We start from the raw sequence: 14,309 nt of genomic DNA, 5'->3' as shown, positions 1-14,309 counted from the left end.
CAGTAACTCCCCCCTCTCCCCGTGGGAGAGGGCTGGGGTGAGGGCATCAGGCCGCACTATTTGCTGATAGAGGAAATACATGCACACCACCCACAGCACGTTCATTCTCGCCGGCCACACCGTCCACCACATCACCTTCGACCCAGCCACCTTCGCCGACGCCGATCTCCTCTGGCTCCCCCACCACGCCGAGCTTTCAAACGCCGGGCGCAAACGCAAAGCCGAGCATCTGGCCGGGCGCATCGCCGCCGCGTATGCGCTCGGTGCGATAAATGAACGCGCGATTCCTGGCATTGGCCCCAACGGCGAACCGCTCTGGCCGGAAGCTGTGTCGGGCAGTATCACCCACAGCGGCACGCAGGCGATGGCGGTTGTTGTCCGTCATCCAGATGCCCTGATCGGTATTGATTGCGAAGCCATTCTTCCAGACCGTGAAGCCCGCGAAATCCAGGACGGCATCATTGATGTACAGGAAGCGATGTGCCTGACGCGTTCGGGTTACCCTTTTGCGTTGGCGCTAACGCTCGCATTTAGCGCCAAGGAAAGTTTATTTAAGGCTCTCTTCCCGAAGGCAAATACTTACATGGGGTTTGAGTGGGCGAGAGTCACAGAGTTAACCGAAAAAACAATCACGCTGGCGCTTTCGCACCCGGTTGGAGAATATCCTGAGGGTAAACGCTTTACTCTCATCTGGCAGAATAATAATACGAGCGTGTGTACGCTGCTAAAAGCCTGATGGCGCGACGCTTATCAGGCCAACGGTAAAGCGGCGTTGTTGGCCGGGTAAGGCATCGCCGCCACCCGGCATGAGGGAAGCGGCGATGTCTTTGTACGTTATTCAGATCAAGGCTTAAACATCCGGGAACATCACGCTATTCCCCGGCGCTTCCCGGTGCAAATGGATAAAGTTCAGGTGCCGTTCATACTGGTCCAGAATGTCCGTGATCACCTGCTCCTTGCTGTAATCCATCAAATCATTCCCCTGGCTACCCTCCAGTAAGAAGGTTTCCAGCCGGTAGTAGGTCGATTTCCCGCTGCGCGCCCGGTAGGTAAAGCCGGGTACCGAATACTGCTGCGGCCAGATCTGGTAGACAAAGTTCTGCTCGTCGCCCATATGCACCAGCAGATTCAGATGCCCTAACGTCTCTCCCTCCTCCGGCGGCAGGTTTTTCAGCTCCACGTAGGCACCACGCAGCTTCAGTTCCTGCGCCACCTCTTCCATCGCCGGGAAGCAGACCGTCTCCATCATCTGTTTGGTGTAGCGCGTGCCCGGGTAGTTCATCAGGCGCGACAGGCGTTTCTTCCAGCTCAGCCTGTCTTGCGCGCCCATCGGGCGCGGCGCGGTGTCACGGCTGGCGCTTTCGCGGCGGTAATCTTCCACCTTGAGGGACTTATAGAGCCCGGCCATCACGAAGAAGATAACGAAGCTGAACGGCAGCCCCATGATCACCGTGGTGTTCTGCAGCGCCGAGATGCCGTTGGTCATCAACATGCCGAGCGTCAGCAGGCCGATGGCGACGGACCAGAAGATGCGCAGCCAGTTCGGCGCATCGCTGTTGATATCTTTCAGCTTCGAAGTGAAGTTGCCCAGCACAAGCGCACCGGAATCCGCAGAGGTAACGTAGAATAGCAGGCCGGTAATGGTTGCCACGGAGGCGCTAAAGGTGAACGCAGGGTACTGCGCCAGCAGGCTGTAGAAGCCGCGCTCCGGGTGCGCCATCGCTTCCTGCGCGAAGGTCGCGTTGCCATGAATAATCTCATGCAGCGCGCTGTTGCCGAAAATCGACAGCCACAACAGAGTAAAGGTGAACGGGATAATCAGCGTGCCCATCACAAACTGGCGGATGGTGCGGCCACGTGAAATACGTGCCAGGAACAGGCCAACAAACGGCGACCACGCCACCCACCACGCCCAGAAGAACAGCGTCCAGTTGTTCATCCATTCGACCGGGCGATCAAAGGCGAAACTGTTCAGAGTCATCCCCATAAAACGGTTCACGTAGTCGCCGACGTTAAGCACTAACGCATTGAGCAGGAATGAAGTGTCCCCCATAAACAGCACGAACAGAATTAGGCCAAGCGCCAGGGCCACGTTCAGCTCGGAGAGCACGCGAATGCCTTTATCTACCCCCGACGTCACCGAAATGGTGGCGATAATCACCGACAGCGCAATCAACGCCGCCTTGGCAGCCATCGAATCCGGAATATCAAACAGCACGCTCAGGCCGTAGTTGAGTTGCACCACACCGATGCCGAGCGTCGTCGCGATACCAAAGATGGTACCGATCACCGCCGCAATGTCGACGCTGTGACCAATCGGCCCGTTTATCTTTTTCCCGAAAATTGGGTACAGCGCAGAGCGGATGGTGAGGGGTAAATTATAACGATAGCTAAAGTATCCGAGCGCCATCCCCATCAGGGCGTACATCGACCAGCCGGTTAAGCCGTAGTGGAACAGCGTCCAGACCATCGCCTGACGCGCGGCCTCCATCGTCTGCCCAGCCCCTTCCGGCGGCTGCATATATTGCGTGACCGGTTCCGCCACGGAGAAGAACATCAGGTCGATGCCAATGCCCGCGGCAAACAGCATCGCGGCCCAACTCAGCAGGCTGAACTCGGGTTTTGACTGCTCTGGCCCAAGCTTCACCGAACCGAAGCGCGAGCAGGCAATACAGACGACAAAGACAATATAGAGCGTCGCCGCCAGTAAGTAGTACCAGCCGAAGGTCTTCGACACCCAGTTAAGGGTGCGTCCAATCCACTCGGCAGAAAAACCGCTAAAGAAGATCGTCATCAGGGAAAACAACAAAATCAGCCCGGCGGAAGTATAAAAAACGACCGGGTTGATTTTGTCTTTTTCTCTGTCTTGTGAAAGGTCTGTCATCCAGTATCCTCACTGTTTTTGTAACTATTAAAATCCAAATCCGCAACAATTAAGACACATTTTATATTGAACGTCCAATCAAAAACCGCTTTAATGTATAACCAACGCTGATGAATGGAGTGGCAAAAATGCCCAAAGTGGGGATGCAGCCGATCCGGCGCAGGCAGCTTATCGACGCCACGCTGGAAGCAATAAATGAAGTGGGAATGCATGACGCGACCATCGCGCAGATCGCCCGTCGGGCGGGCGTGTCCACGGGGATCATCAGTCACTATTTCAAAGATAAAAATGGTCTGCTGGAAGCGACCATGCGCGACATCACCGGCCAGCTTCGCGACGCGGTTTTAAGCCGTTTACGCGCTCTGCCGGACGGCAGCGCGGAGCAGCGCCTGCAGGCCATTGTCGGCGGCAATTTTGATGAAACCCAGACCAGCAGCGCGGCAATGAAGGCCTGGCTGGCCTTCTGGGCGAGCAGCATGCATCAGCCGATGCTCTACCGCCTGCAGCAGGTGAGCATCCGCCGTCTGCTTTCGAACCTGGTGTACGAGTTCCGCCGCGAACTGCCGCGCGAGCAGGCCCAGGAGGCGGGCTATGGCCTGGCGGCGCTGATCGACGGGCTGTGGCTGCGCGCCGCGCTGAGCGGCAAGCCTCTGGATAAGACCCTGGCGCAATCGCTCACCAGCCACTTTATCAGCCAGCATTTACCGACCGAATAACCGAGGAGAATTTATGTCCCGAATGGCAGAACAGCAGCTTTATATCAATGGTGGTTATACATCCGCCACCAGCGGTCGCACCTTCGAGACCATCAACCCGGCCAACGGTGAAGTCCTGGCAAGCGTTCAGGCGGCCGGGCGTGAAGATGTCGACCGCGCCGTGGAAAGCGCAAAACGCGGGCAAAAAATCTGGGCAGCGATGACCGCAATGGCGCGCTCGCGCATTCTGCGCCGAGCTGTCGACATCCTCCGCGAACGTAATGACGAACTGGCGAAGCTGGAAACCCTCGACACCGGTAAAGCGTATTCCGAAACCTCAACCGTCGATATCGTCACCGGCGCGGACGTACTGGAGTACTACGCGGGGCTGATCCCGGCACTGGAAGGCAGCCAGATCCCGCTGCGTGAGACCTCGTTCGTCTACACCCGCCGCGAGCCGCTGGGCGTAGTGGCGGGCATCGGCGCGTGGAACTACCCGATCCAGATCGCCCTGTGGAAATCTGCTCCGGCGCTGGCGGCAGGCAATGCGATGATCTTCAAGCCGAGCGAAGTGACGCCGCTTACCGCGCTCAAGCTCGCCGAGATCTACACCGAAGCGGGCCTGCCGGACGGCGTGTTTAACGTCCTGCCGGGCGTGGGCGCGGAGACCGGTCAGTACCTGACCGAGCATCCGGGCATCGCGAAAGTCTCCTTTACCGGGGGCGTCGCCAGCGGCAAAAAAGTGATGGCCAACTCGGCGGCCTCGTCCCTGAAAGAGGTGACGATGGAGCTGGGCGGCAAATCCCCGCTGATTATTTTTGACGACGCGGATCTCGATCTCGCGGCAGACATCGCCATGATGGCCAACTTCTTCAGCTCCGGCCAGGTATGTACCAACGGCACCCGCGTGTTCGTGCCTGCGAAGTTTAAAGCCGCGTTTGAGCAGAAAATCGTTGAACGCGTGGGCCGTATCCGCGCGGGCGATCTGTTCGATGAACGCACCAACTTTGGCCCGATGGTCAGCTTTCCGCACCGCGACAGCGTGCTGCGCTACATCGCCAAAGGCAAAGAGGAAGGCGCGCGCGTGCTGTGCGGCGGCGACGTGCTGAAGGGTGAAGGCTTCGATAACGGCGCGTGGGTTGCCCCGACCGTGTTCACCAACTGCACCGACGAGATGACCATCGTGCGCGAAGAGATCTTCGGCCCGGTGATGTCCATCCTCACCTATGAAAGCGAAGAAGAAGCGATCCGCCGCGCCAACGATACCGACTACGGACTGGCGGCGGGTATCGTCACGGCCGACCTGAACCGCGCGCACGGCGCCATTCATCAGCTCGAAGCGGGCATCTGCTGGATCAACACCTGGGGTGAATCCGCCGCAGAGATGCCGGTCGGCGGCTACAAACACTCCGGCATTGGCCGTGAGAACGGCGTGATGACGCTGCAGAGCTACACCCAGGTGAAGTCCATCCAGGTTGAGATGGGTAAATTCCAGTCCATATTTTAACCGGGAGGTTTATTTGCAATTTGACTACATCATTATCGGGGCCGGCTCTGCCGGTAACGTACTGGCAACGCGACTGACCGAAGATCCCAACACCACTGTGCTGCTGCTTGAGGCAGGCGGGCCGGACTACCGCTTTGACTTCCGCACCCAGATGCCCGCCGCGCTGGCGTTTCCGCTGCAGGGCAAGCGCTACAACTGGGCGTACGAAACCGAGCCAGAACCCTTCATGAACAACCGCCGCATGGAGTGCGGGCGCGGCAAAGGGCTGGGCGGCTCGTCGCTGATCAACGGCATGTGCTACATCCGCGGTAACGCGATGGATCTGGACAACTGGGCTAAAGAGCCGGGCCTGGAGCACTGGAGCTACCTCAACTGCCTGCCCTACTACCGCAAGGCAGAGACGCGCGACGTGGGCCCGAACGACTACCACGGCGGCGACGGCCCGGTGAGCGTCACCACCTCGAAACCTGGCGTGAACCCGCTGTTTGAGGCGATGGTGGAAGCGGGCGTGCAGGCGGGCTACCCGCGCACGGACGATCTCAACGGCTATCAGCAGGAGGGCTTCGGCCCAATGGACCGCACGGTGACGCCGCAGGGCCGACGCGCCAGCACCGCGCGCGGCTATCTGGATCAGGCGAAACCGCGCCCGAACCTGACCATCCGCACCCACGCCATGACCGATCGCATACTGTTTGACGGCAAGCGCGCGGTGGGCGTCGAATGGCTGGAGGGGGAAAGCACCATACCGTCGAAAGCCACCGCTAACAGAGAAGTGCTGCTGTGCGCCGGAGCCATTGCTTCTCCGCAAATCCTCCAGCGCTCCGGCGTGGGCAACGCGGAGCTGCTGAAACAGTTCGATATCCCGCTGGTGCATGATTTACCCGGCGTGGGTGAAAATCTGCAGGATCACCTGGAGATGTACCTCCAGTACGAATGCAAAGAGCCCGTTTCCCTCTACCCTGCCCTGCAGTGGTGGAACCAGCCGAAGATTGGTGCCGAGTGGCTGTTTAACGGCACCGGCGTGGGCGCGAGCAACCACTTCGAGGCGGGCGGGTTTATCCGCAGCCGCGAAGAGTTTGAGTGGCCGAACATTCAGTACCACTTCCTGCCGGTGGCGATTAACTACAACGGTTCGAACGCGGTGAAAGAGCACGGTTTCCAGTGCCACGTGGGCTCCATGCGCTCGCCGAGCCGTGGGCACGTGAGGATTAAGTCACGTGATCCGCACCAGCATCCGGCGATCCTGTTCAACTATATGTCCCACGAGCAGGACTGGCAGGAGTTCCGCGACGCGATCCGCATCACCCGCGAGATCATGCACCAGCCGGCACTGGACAAATACCGGGGGCGTGAAATCAGCCCGGGTATCGAATGCCAGACCGATGAACAGCTGGACGAGTTCGTGCGCAACCACGCCGAAACTGCCTTCCATCCGTGCGGCACCTGCAAGATGGGCTATGACGAGATGGCGGTGGTCGACGGTGAAGGCCGCGTTCACGGCCTGGAAGGGTTACGCGTGGTAGATGCGTCGATTATGCCGCAGATCATCACCGGCAACCTGAACGCCACCACCATTATGATTGGCGAGAAGGTTGCCGACGCCATTCGCGGTCGCGAGCCGCTGGCGAAGAGCACGGCGGCGTATTATGTGGCGAACGGGGCGCCGGTTCGTCAGGTAACGCAGAAGGCATAATTGTCACGCCCTCTCCGTAAAGGAGAGGGTTTTCACTATTAAAGCGCGGGTAAACCGTTGCTGTAACCTATAAGAATTAACTATTACCCTGTAATACGTTTTATTATTTAAAACAGTGTTGACACTCTCTCCTAAACTCCATTAAGTTTTAATCGAAGATTATTTATCCCAACATATACAATATATTCAAATCCAGAATGAAAGGGTTTGTCATTATTCTTTAATTCTTCCCTGCCTTTTATTTTCTGATTCACACTACAGTGAGATAAGATCATGAATAATAGTGCAAACAAGGTTGTCGTTATCACCGGTGCCAGCAGCGGGATTGGTGAAGCCATTGCCCTCCATTTAGCGAATAACGCGTTTTCGCTGGTATTGGTGGCGCGCCGTCAGGAAAAAATTAATGCCCTCGTGGACAGGATAATCCAGCAAGGCGGTAAGGCCATCGCCGTCAAGGCCGATGTTACCCGTCAGGAAGAGGTCCAGCGCGCCATTGAGGCCGCCATCGCCGCATACCAGCGCGTGGACGTGCTGATCAACAACGCTGGCTTTATGGCTATCGCCCCCCTTAGCGAGCTGAAAACTGAAGAATGGGACAAGATGATTGATACCAATCTGAAAGGGGTACTGTACGGCATCGCGGCCGCATTACCGGTGTTTCAGCGTCAGGGAAGTGGTCACTTTATTAACGTTGCCTCGGTGGCGGGCATCAAGGTCCTTGCCCCCGGCGGCGTGGTGTACAGCGCGACAAAATTCGCCGTTCGCGCGCTGAGCGAGGGTCTGCGTCAGGAAGCAGGTAAAACGATACGCACCACGCTTATCTCTCCCGGCGCGGTCGAAAGCGAGCTGCAGTTCGGCAGCTCAGACGAAGAGAGTAAAAAATTTCTCCATGAGTTTTATAAGCAGGCTATTTCGGCTGACGCGATTGCCCGCTCCGTTTTATTTGCCATCGAACAGCCAGGCGACGTTGATATTAATGAAATTGTTGTTCGCCCGACGCAGGAAGAATTTTAGCATGAATTAAATAACGCTGAATGAGGTTTAATTATGATTAAATCATTAACGTCCTTATCAGATTTAAATATGCGGTCAGGCGCCGATATTCTCCTTGAGGTGCTGGAGAGTGAAGGCGTGGAATATATTTTTGGTAATCCGGGTACCACCGAACTTCCGCTCATTGATGCCCTGCTTCGCCATGAAAATATTCACTATATTCTGGCGCTTCAGGAGAGCACCGTGGTGGCGATTGCCGACGGCTATGCGAAAGCCTCCGGCAAAACGGGCTTTATCAATTTGCATACTGCCAGCGGCCTGGGGCACGGCATGGGGAATCTCATTAATTCGCGAATCATGAAAACCCCGCTGGTGGTCACCGTTGGACAGCAGGATACGCGACACTACGTCCGCGATCCGCTTCTGTATGATGATATTGTTTCCATTGGCTCCCCGGTCATGAAATGGGCACAGGAGGTTACCAGCGCCGACCAGCTCCCGGTGCTGGTGCGCCGCGCGTTTCACGCGGCCAGCTACCCTCCGGCCGGCCCGGTTCTGCTCTCCCTCCCGATGAACGTGATGGAAGAGCTGAGCGACGCCGGAATACAGACGGCGTCCAGAGTGAACTACCACACCGTCGCAGGCTCGCTGGACGAACTGGCAGAGGCACTCAGCGAGATCGCTCCAGGCAGGATAATGATTGTGGCGGGCGATGAGGTGCACTCCAGTGGCTCGACGCAGGAGATTGTCCAGCTGGCGGAAGCGCTCAGCGCCCACGTCTACGGCTCCTCCTGGCCGCTGAATTTGCCTTTTCCCACCCAGCACGCACTCTGGCGGGGCAATATGCCCACCACCGCCAGTGAAATCGCCAGCATCATCAACGCCTACGATGCCGTCTTTATCATCGGCGGCAGAAGCCTGATTACCATTTTATATAGCGAGGGCGAGGCCATTCCGGAAACCTGCGCGGTGTATCAGCTCTCGGCGGATATGAACGAACTTGGCCGCACGTATGCCACTCGCCTTTCGGTAATGGGGGATATCAAACTGTCCCTGCACGAACTGTTGCCGAAGCTTGAGCAGCACCGGGTGGCAAGCAAATTGACGCATCAGCGGCTGCTCAAAGCGGCACGCGCTGAATGTGAAAAAGAGTGGCAACTGCAGGAAGAACGTCTGGCAGCCGAGCGGTTGCGCCCGACCCTTTCGCCGATGGTCGCAGCATATGAGGTCATCCGGTCCATTCCGGCGGGTACCACCATCGTTGATGAGGCGATAGCGACCGCCAGACATGTCCGCCGGTTCATCTCTGACCAGCAGCATCAGCGGTACTACTTTATGCGCGGCGGCGGTCTGGGCTGGGGGATGCCCGCCTCAGTAGGGCATTCGCTGGGACGCGGGCGGGAACCGGTGATATGCCTGATAGGTGATGGAGCCTCCCTGTACTCGCCGCAGGCGCTCTGGACGGCGGCACATGAAAATCTGCCGGTCACCTTTATCGTCATGAATAACAGGGAGTACAACATCCTGAAAAACTTTATGAAGAGCCAGGCTGACTACAGCTCAACGCAGCTGGGGCGTTTTATCGGGATGGACCTCGTGAACCCGCATATCGATTTTCAGTCGCTGGCCACTGCCATGGGCGTCCACTGCTGCCGGGTGACCGAGGCGGCAGATATAGCCGAAGCGGTAACCCGCGGACTACAGTCCGGAAAAACCAATTTGATTGAAATTGCCATTTCCGCGGATTAGCCGCGTGTTTACGCTGTACCCTACATAAAAAACTTATAACCGAAACGCCTCAAGCCGCTTAATCTGCCGCCCTTCCCCGTCAAAATTCTCCGCCGCCAGCCAGGCGCGCAGTTCGGCGTTTCTTTGCGGCCATTCGCCGTCAATAATAGAAAGCATATCGCTGTCGCGGTTGCGCCCTTTGCGCACCAGCTTCTGGCGCAGGCGCCCTTCCCAGACAAACCCCAGCCGCTCCGCCGCCCTGCGTGAGGCAATGTTCATTGAATCGCACTTCCACTCCAGACGGCGGTAGCCGTGCTCAAACGCATTTTTCAGCAGCAGCCACACCGCTTCAGTACCGATGCGGGAGCCTTTCATTTTGCGCGACCAGGTCACATGACCGATTTCAACCGACCCCAGCAGCCGCTCGTTAGCCATATAGCTCACCAGCCCCACCGCACGTTCAGTGCGTAAATCAATGACGGCAAACGGCACCAGCTCGTCATCCAGCACCTTTCCCAGCACCCAGTGTGCGGTGGCTTCCACGCTTTCAGGCTGCGTGCTGGCAAGCCATGTCCAGTCGCTGTCGTCGCCCAGCGCGTAGGCGTCATAGAGATCGGCTGCATGGCGATCGACATCCAGCGGCTCAAGACGGCAATACTGGCCAAACAGCGGCGTGCGGGTTAATACGCGCGCGCCTTTCCAGCCAGGAACGATATCGTTAACGGTTTGACCATGTTGATTGATTTCGGGCACGACGGTGACTCCCTGAAAGGTAAGGAGTTTGTTATAGCAGGTTAAAAAGCGGGCGAAAAGAGAGGATTAGCAGGCCGGGTAGAGCGGAACCGCCACCCGGCAAAAAAATCACTTCAGCAGCTTCACCGTGGCATCAATGTCGATCTCGTCTTCGGTGAAGATCAGCGTCGTGTTCTGGAAGGTGGTGATCGCCAGCTTCTTCACCGTGCGCATTTCGCCCGGCTTTTTCTCGGACTTCGGCTTAATGCTGTTCATCAGCAGCCCCACCGACAGCACCGCGTTCTCTTTGTCGATTTTAGTATCAACCGGTTCTTCTTCGTTAAACACCACGAAGGATTTGATCGAGGTCAGCTTCACGCGCTCGCCGGCAATATAGAGGTGTTTACTTTCCGGGATCACCTTCACCGCATAGGCGGAAAGGCCTTTGTTGTTGGTGGTTGGCTCGAAGGTCACCGCCGCATCTTTCTTAATCAGATCAGGGTTCGCGACCTTAATCACATGAAAATAGCGGTTGTCGCCGTTTTCATCTTTGATAAATCCAAAGCCTTTATCTTTAAACCACGTTGTGATTGTACCGTTCATCGCTGTTACCGCCTGTCAGATCGTAATGACTAAAGTTTTGCAGCGCGCAGTGTAATGCACAATGGCGGAGGAGACAAAAAAAAGCCCCTGCACGGGTGCAGGGGAAAACTCATGTCAGAGCTTATTAGTATTTAGTTAAACACCATCCCACCATCAATTAAGAGCGACTGGCCGGTCATATAGTCGGAATCTGGCCCGGCGAGGTATGAAACGCAGGCAGCGACGTCTTCTGGTTCAGACAAACGGCCAAGCGTAATGCGTTTGGCAAAGGTTTCAGTCCCGTAGCCGAGCGGTTTACCTGCCGCCTCAGACACCTGACGGTCGATCTCCGCCCACATTGGCGTTTTAACGATCCCCGGGCAATAGGCGTTAACGGTGATCCCCAGAGGAGCAAGATCCCGTGCTGCCGTCTGGGTTAAGCCGCGCACCGCGAACTTGCTGGAACTGTACACCGCCAGTTCCGGGTTGCCGGTATGGCCCGCCTGAGAGCAGGCGTTGATGATCTTGCCGCCGTGCCCCTCTTTACGGAAAGCATCGATCGCAGCCTGGATGCCCCAGATCACCCCTTTCACGTTAATGTTGTAAACCTTGTCGACAATCTCCGGTGTAATCGACTCGATTGGCGTGGAAGGCGCGATCCCGGCGTTATTCACGATCACATTGAAACCGCCCAGTGCGGTACGCGCTTTCTCCACCGCCGCAAATACCTGATCGCGGTTCGAAACATCCACCTTCACGGCGACAGCACGACCGCCGTTACGGGTAATTTCATCGGCAACCGCTTTCGCCGTTTCCTCGTTGTAATCCGCAATGGCGACGGCGAAGCCATCTTTTACCAGGCGCAGCGCAATCGCTTTACCAATCCCCTGGCCTGAGCCTGTTACGAGAGCAACTTTTTGCATTTCTCTGTCCTTATATTGAGTCACAAAATCTGGCTGAGATGGAGCTGGCCCATCAGCAGCGGGTTATCGCTATAGTCGACGGGAATGGCCACCACGGCGGGGCCATCGACATCCATTGCTGCACGCAGCGTCGGTTCAAGCGCATCGGCGCTCTCCACGGCAAAACCTTTCGCACCAAAGGCGTCGGCATACACTTTGAAATCGACCGGGCCAAACTCCACGCCGGAAAGACGCTGGTATTTTTTCTCTTCCTGAATGGCGACCATGTTGTAGCCGTTATCCACCCAGATGATGTGCAGCACGTTGGCGTTGAGACGTACAGCGGTTTCCAGCTCCATGCTCGACTGCAGGAAACCGCCGTCACCGGAGACCGAAACCACCTTGCGACCCGGGTTCACCAGCCATGCGCCAATGGCCCACGGCAGCGCGACGCCCATGGTCTGCTGACCGTTGGAAATCATCACCTGACGTGCCCGGAAGCTGTAGAGATAACGGGCGATCCAGATGTGGAAGCTGCCCATGTCGACGGTGAGCGTGACGTCGCTGTTTACGATGTCCTGCATGGCACGCACGATGCGCAGCGGATGCAGGGCAAACTGGTTAAGCGATGCGCCACGACGATCGAGCAGATCGCGCTGATGCTGGCGATCGACCAGGATTTCAGAGGCGCGTGGACTCAGCTCCAGCTTATGATCGATCCGGCTGGAGAGCAGATTGAGCGTTTCGGCGATGTCTCCCACCAGCTCAAGATCCGGCACATAGTTACGTTCTTCATAGGCTGGCAGCACATCAATGTGCACCAGCGTGGCATCCCCGCTGTTCCACATAGACGGTTCGTACTCCACCGGGCTGTAGCCGATGCAGATGATCAGATCCGCCAGATGGAGCAGCCTGTCGCCCGCCTGGTTATTGAACAGACCGACGCGTCCGGCAAAGCGGGTGAAGTGCTCCTGGTTCACCGCCCCGGCAGCCTGATAGGTGCTGGTGACCGGAATGCGACTTTTCTCCAGCAGCTTACGCAGCGCGTCACTGTTAGCGGGCTGGCTGGCCATCAGGCCAAGCAGGATGACCGGGTTTTTGGCTTTTTCAATTAGCTTTGCCACGTCGTTAACCGCTGACTCCGGTGCCGGGCCCATTCGTGCCGCGCCGCTGGCGGGTAAAATTGCGCCCGTCGCGGGCTGGTCGACAATATCCTGCGGCAGGCTGACGAACGCGCCCCCCGGTCTGCCGTGCTCGGCGGCACGGAATGCATTCGATACCACTTCGGCAATCGCATCCGGAGAGCTGACTTCCACCGCGTATTTGGTGACAGGGCTGAACATGGCGACCGTGTCCATGCTCTGGTGCACCAGTTTGGCTTTATCCGCTCGCTTGACCGCCCCGCCCAGCGCTACCACCGGGTCGCCTTCGCTGTTGGCGGTGGCAATGCCGGTGATCAGGTTGGAACAACCCGGCCCGGAGGTGACCAGCGCCACCCCGGCCTTGCCGGTCAGGCGCCCTACCGCCGCCGCCATAAACGCCGCATTCGCTTCGTGGCGCACGGGAATGATCTCAATGGAGGAGTCCAGCAGGGAATCAAAGACTTTGTCGATTTTCGCCCCCGGAATACCGAACACCTGCTTCACGCCCTGCGCTTCCAGCTGGCCGACAACCATATCGGCGCCATGCGCCCACTGACGTGACTGTTTCTCACTGTTCACGGTAGTTCTCCTGTTAGTTTTCGACGGAACGGATCGCTGCATCAAGATCGCTGGGGTGCAGGTTGGCCTGTAAAAACGCGCTGTCGGCGGGCAGGTCAATCATCAGCTTGTGAATTTCACCGAAGGTCAGCACGCCGCTCTCCAGCTGGTAGTCGAGCAGATGGCCCCCGCCCTGACGGTCGTCGGTGATGAAATGTTCGTGGTAGCCCGCCACGTTAATACCCTGCATATGCTGCGGCGTGCGGAACCCGACCAGTACACCTTTCCGCTGGTTGAAGCGGAACACCGGCTGGTCGTCCAGCACGTCGGTCATCGCCCGGTACGGCGGCTTCTGACGTGGTACCGTGCGGGTATGGGCATGGCGGAAGTTACCGTCGATACGCAGCGCGCAGAACAGGTTATCGGAGGGGATTTGCTGGTCGATCACATCGTGGATCTGCTGGCGACTGACCGGCCCATCAAAGGTTTTACGATACTGCGGCTGGAACCAGGTCATCACTGCGAACGGCGTTTTCTGCTCTGGCTTCGCGGCGCGGGCGCTGCCGTCGGCGCGCAGCTGGTACACCTGGCTACTGAAGGCAATCATTTCACCATCCAGCTCGTTGAAAGTGCCCAGGCCAAAATCACCGTGTGCCAGCAGATCGGCGATGGTGGTGTTCCCCTCGTACACGCCGCTTAGCAGGGCGCTCATTAGCGATGTCTGATAGATCACACTGTCAGGATGCTGAGCGGAGAACCCTCGCAGGGTCTCGCACAAGCTGGCCTCACAGTCGCAGGCAGATGAATGCATCATCATGCTCGTCCTCTTCAACTTTATTTAGAAAGGTTAAATAAATGTTGACCCGATTCAGCAGAGAGTTCCAATATAGAAT

Annotated in this window: 12 protein-coding genes; 6 read left to right on the top strand and 6 right to left on the bottom strand. The window is 57.5% G+C overall.

The genetic code is table 11. From position 1 onward, the window contains the following. Window positions 1-79: 79 nt before the first annotated feature. A complete protein-coding gene (gene entD / locus ACJ9Y9_RS06035; RefSeq protein WP_028019523.1) occupies window positions 80-736 on the top strand; it encodes an enterobactin synthase subunit EntD in 657 nt (218 codons plus the stop codon). A 114-nt stretch (window positions 737-850) separates the two neighbouring features. Here the strand turns inward: entD and betT are convergent, their stop codons facing one another. Further along, entirely contained in the window at window positions 851-2,884 is a 2,034-nt protein-coding gene (betT, locus tag ACJ9Y9_RS06030; protein WP_028019524.1) for a choline BCCT transporter BetT, read from the bottom strand. 128 nt (window positions 2,885-3,012) lie between these two features. Here betT and betI point away from each other — a divergent pair, with 128 nt between their 5' ends. From betI to ACJ9Y9_RS06005, 5 genes are all read left to right on the top strand, one after another. Further along, complete coding sequence (gene betI / locus ACJ9Y9_RS06025; RefSeq protein ID WP_028019525.1) at window positions 3,013-3,600, top strand: transcriptional regulator BetI; 588 nt, start codon at window positions 3,013-3,015, stop codon at window positions 3,598-3,600. 13 nt (window positions 3,601-3,613) lie between these two features. Beyond that, complete coding sequence (gene betB / locus ACJ9Y9_RS06020) at window positions 3,614-5,086, top strand: betaine-aldehyde dehydrogenase (protein ID WP_028019526.1); 1,473 nt, start codon at window positions 3,614-3,616, stop codon at window positions 5,084-5,086. Window positions 5,087-5,099: 13 nt separating this feature from the next. Then, complete coding sequence (gene betA / locus ACJ9Y9_RS06015; protein WP_028019527.1) at window positions 5,100-6,779, top strand: choline dehydrogenase; 1,680 nt, start codon at window positions 5,100-5,102, stop codon at window positions 6,777-6,779. Between the two features lie 273 nt (window positions 6,780-7,052). After that, window positions 7,053-7,793, top strand: coding sequence for an SDR family oxidoreductase (locus ACJ9Y9_RS06010; protein WP_028019528.1), 741 nt, complete (start codon window positions 7,053-7,055; stop codon window positions 7,791-7,793). 33 nt (window positions 7,794-7,826) lie between these two features. Next, window positions 7,827-9,521: a thiamine pyrophosphate-binding protein gene (locus ACJ9Y9_RS06005; RefSeq protein WP_028019529.1), complete on the top strand. Its 1,695-nt coding sequence runs from the start codon at window positions 7,827-7,829 to the stop codon at window positions 9,519-9,521. Between the two features lie 33 nt (window positions 9,522-9,554). On the opposite strand, the gene ACJ9Y9_RS06000 is transcribed toward ACJ9Y9_RS06005, so the two are convergent. The 5 genes from ACJ9Y9_RS06000 to budA all read right to left on the bottom strand — a co-directional run bounded on the left by ACJ9Y9_RS06000 (window position 9,555) and on the right by budA (window position 14,230). Continuing rightward, window positions 9,555-10,253 (bottom strand): GNAT family N-acetyltransferase, encoded by a 699-nt coding sequence (locus ACJ9Y9_RS06000; RefSeq protein ID WP_028019530.1) that lies wholly within the window; start codon window positions 10,251-10,253, stop codon window positions 9,555-9,557. 108 nt (window positions 10,254-10,361) lie between these two features. Continuing rightward, entirely contained in the window at window positions 10,362-10,835 is a 474-nt protein-coding gene (locus tag ACJ9Y9_RS05995; RefSeq protein WP_028019531.1) for a cold-shock protein, read from the bottom strand. A gap of 131 nt (window positions 10,836-10,966) precedes the next feature. Then, window positions 10,967-11,737 carry a (S)-acetoin forming diacetyl reductase gene (locus ACJ9Y9_RS05990; protein ID WP_028019532.1) on the bottom strand — a complete coding sequence of 257 codons (771 nt, stop codon included), beginning with the start codon at window positions 11,735-11,737 and terminating at the stop codon, window positions 10,967-10,969. Window positions 11,738-11,757: 20 nt separating this feature from the next. Then, the gene (alsS, locus tag ACJ9Y9_RS05985; RefSeq protein ID WP_255659618.1) at window positions 11,758-13,479 is read right to left on the bottom strand and encodes an acetolactate synthase AlsS; all 1,722 of its coding nucleotides are present in this window, start codon (window positions 13,477-13,479) and stop codon (window positions 11,758-11,760) included. After that, window positions 13,451-14,230 (bottom strand): acetolactate decarboxylase, encoded by a 780-nt coding sequence (gene budA, locus ACJ9Y9_RS05980; protein WP_028019534.1) that lies wholly within the window; start codon window positions 14,228-14,230, stop codon window positions 13,451-13,453. Before budA ends, alsS begins: the two co-directional genes overlap by 29 nt. Between the last annotated feature and the right edge of the window lie 79 nt (window positions 14,231-14,309).

Origin of the sequence: Enterobacter sp. CPE_E1241 (genome assembly GCF_045618265.1) — a bacterium.
Taxonomy (GTDB): domain Bacteria; phylum Pseudomonadota; class Gammaproteobacteria; order Enterobacterales; family Enterobacteriaceae; genus Enterobacter; species Enterobacter adelaidei.
Note: the sequence above shows the minus strand (reverse complement) of the source record. Positions and strands in the feature narration are given on the sequence as shown.

What these genes read in the sequence shown, in the direction of transcription:
- entD (WP_028019523.1), top strand. Translation starts at nt 80, where the DNA reads ATGCACACCACCCACAGCACGTTCATTCTCGCCGGCCACACCGTCCAC.
- betT (WP_028019524.1), bottom strand. Translation starts at nt 2,884, where the DNA reads ATGACAGACCTTTCACAAGACAGAGAAAAAGACAAAATCAACCCGGTC.
- betI (WP_028019525.1), top strand. Translation starts at nt 3,013, where the DNA reads ATGCCCAAAGTGGGGATGCAGCCGATCCGGCGCAGGCAGCTTATCGAC.
- betB (WP_028019526.1), top strand. Translation starts at nt 3,614, where the DNA reads ATGTCCCGAATGGCAGAACAGCAGCTTTATATCAATGGTGGTTATACA.
- ACJ9Y9_RS06010 (WP_028019528.1), top strand. Translation starts at nt 7,053, where the DNA reads ATGAATAATAGTGCAAACAAGGTTGTCGTTATCACCGGTGCCAGCAGC.
- ACJ9Y9_RS06005 (WP_028019529.1), top strand. Translation starts at nt 7,827, where the DNA reads ATGATTAAATCATTAACGTCCTTATCAGATTTAAATATGCGGTCAGGC.
- ACJ9Y9_RS05995 (WP_028019531.1), bottom strand. Translation starts at nt 10,835, where the DNA reads ATGAACGGTACAATCACAACGTGGTTTAAAGATAAAGGCTTTGGATTT.
- ACJ9Y9_RS05990 (WP_028019532.1), bottom strand. Translation starts at nt 11,737, where the DNA reads ATGCAAAAAGTTGCTCTCGTAACAGGCTCAGGCCAGGGGATTGGTAAA.
- alsS (WP_255659618.1), bottom strand. Translation starts at nt 13,479, where the DNA reads ATGCAGCGATCCGTTCCGTCGAAAACTAACAGGAGAACTACCGTGAAC.
- budA (WP_028019534.1), bottom strand. Translation starts at nt 14,230, where the DNA reads ATGATGCATTCATCTGCCTGCGACTGTGAGGCCAGCTTGTGCGAGACC.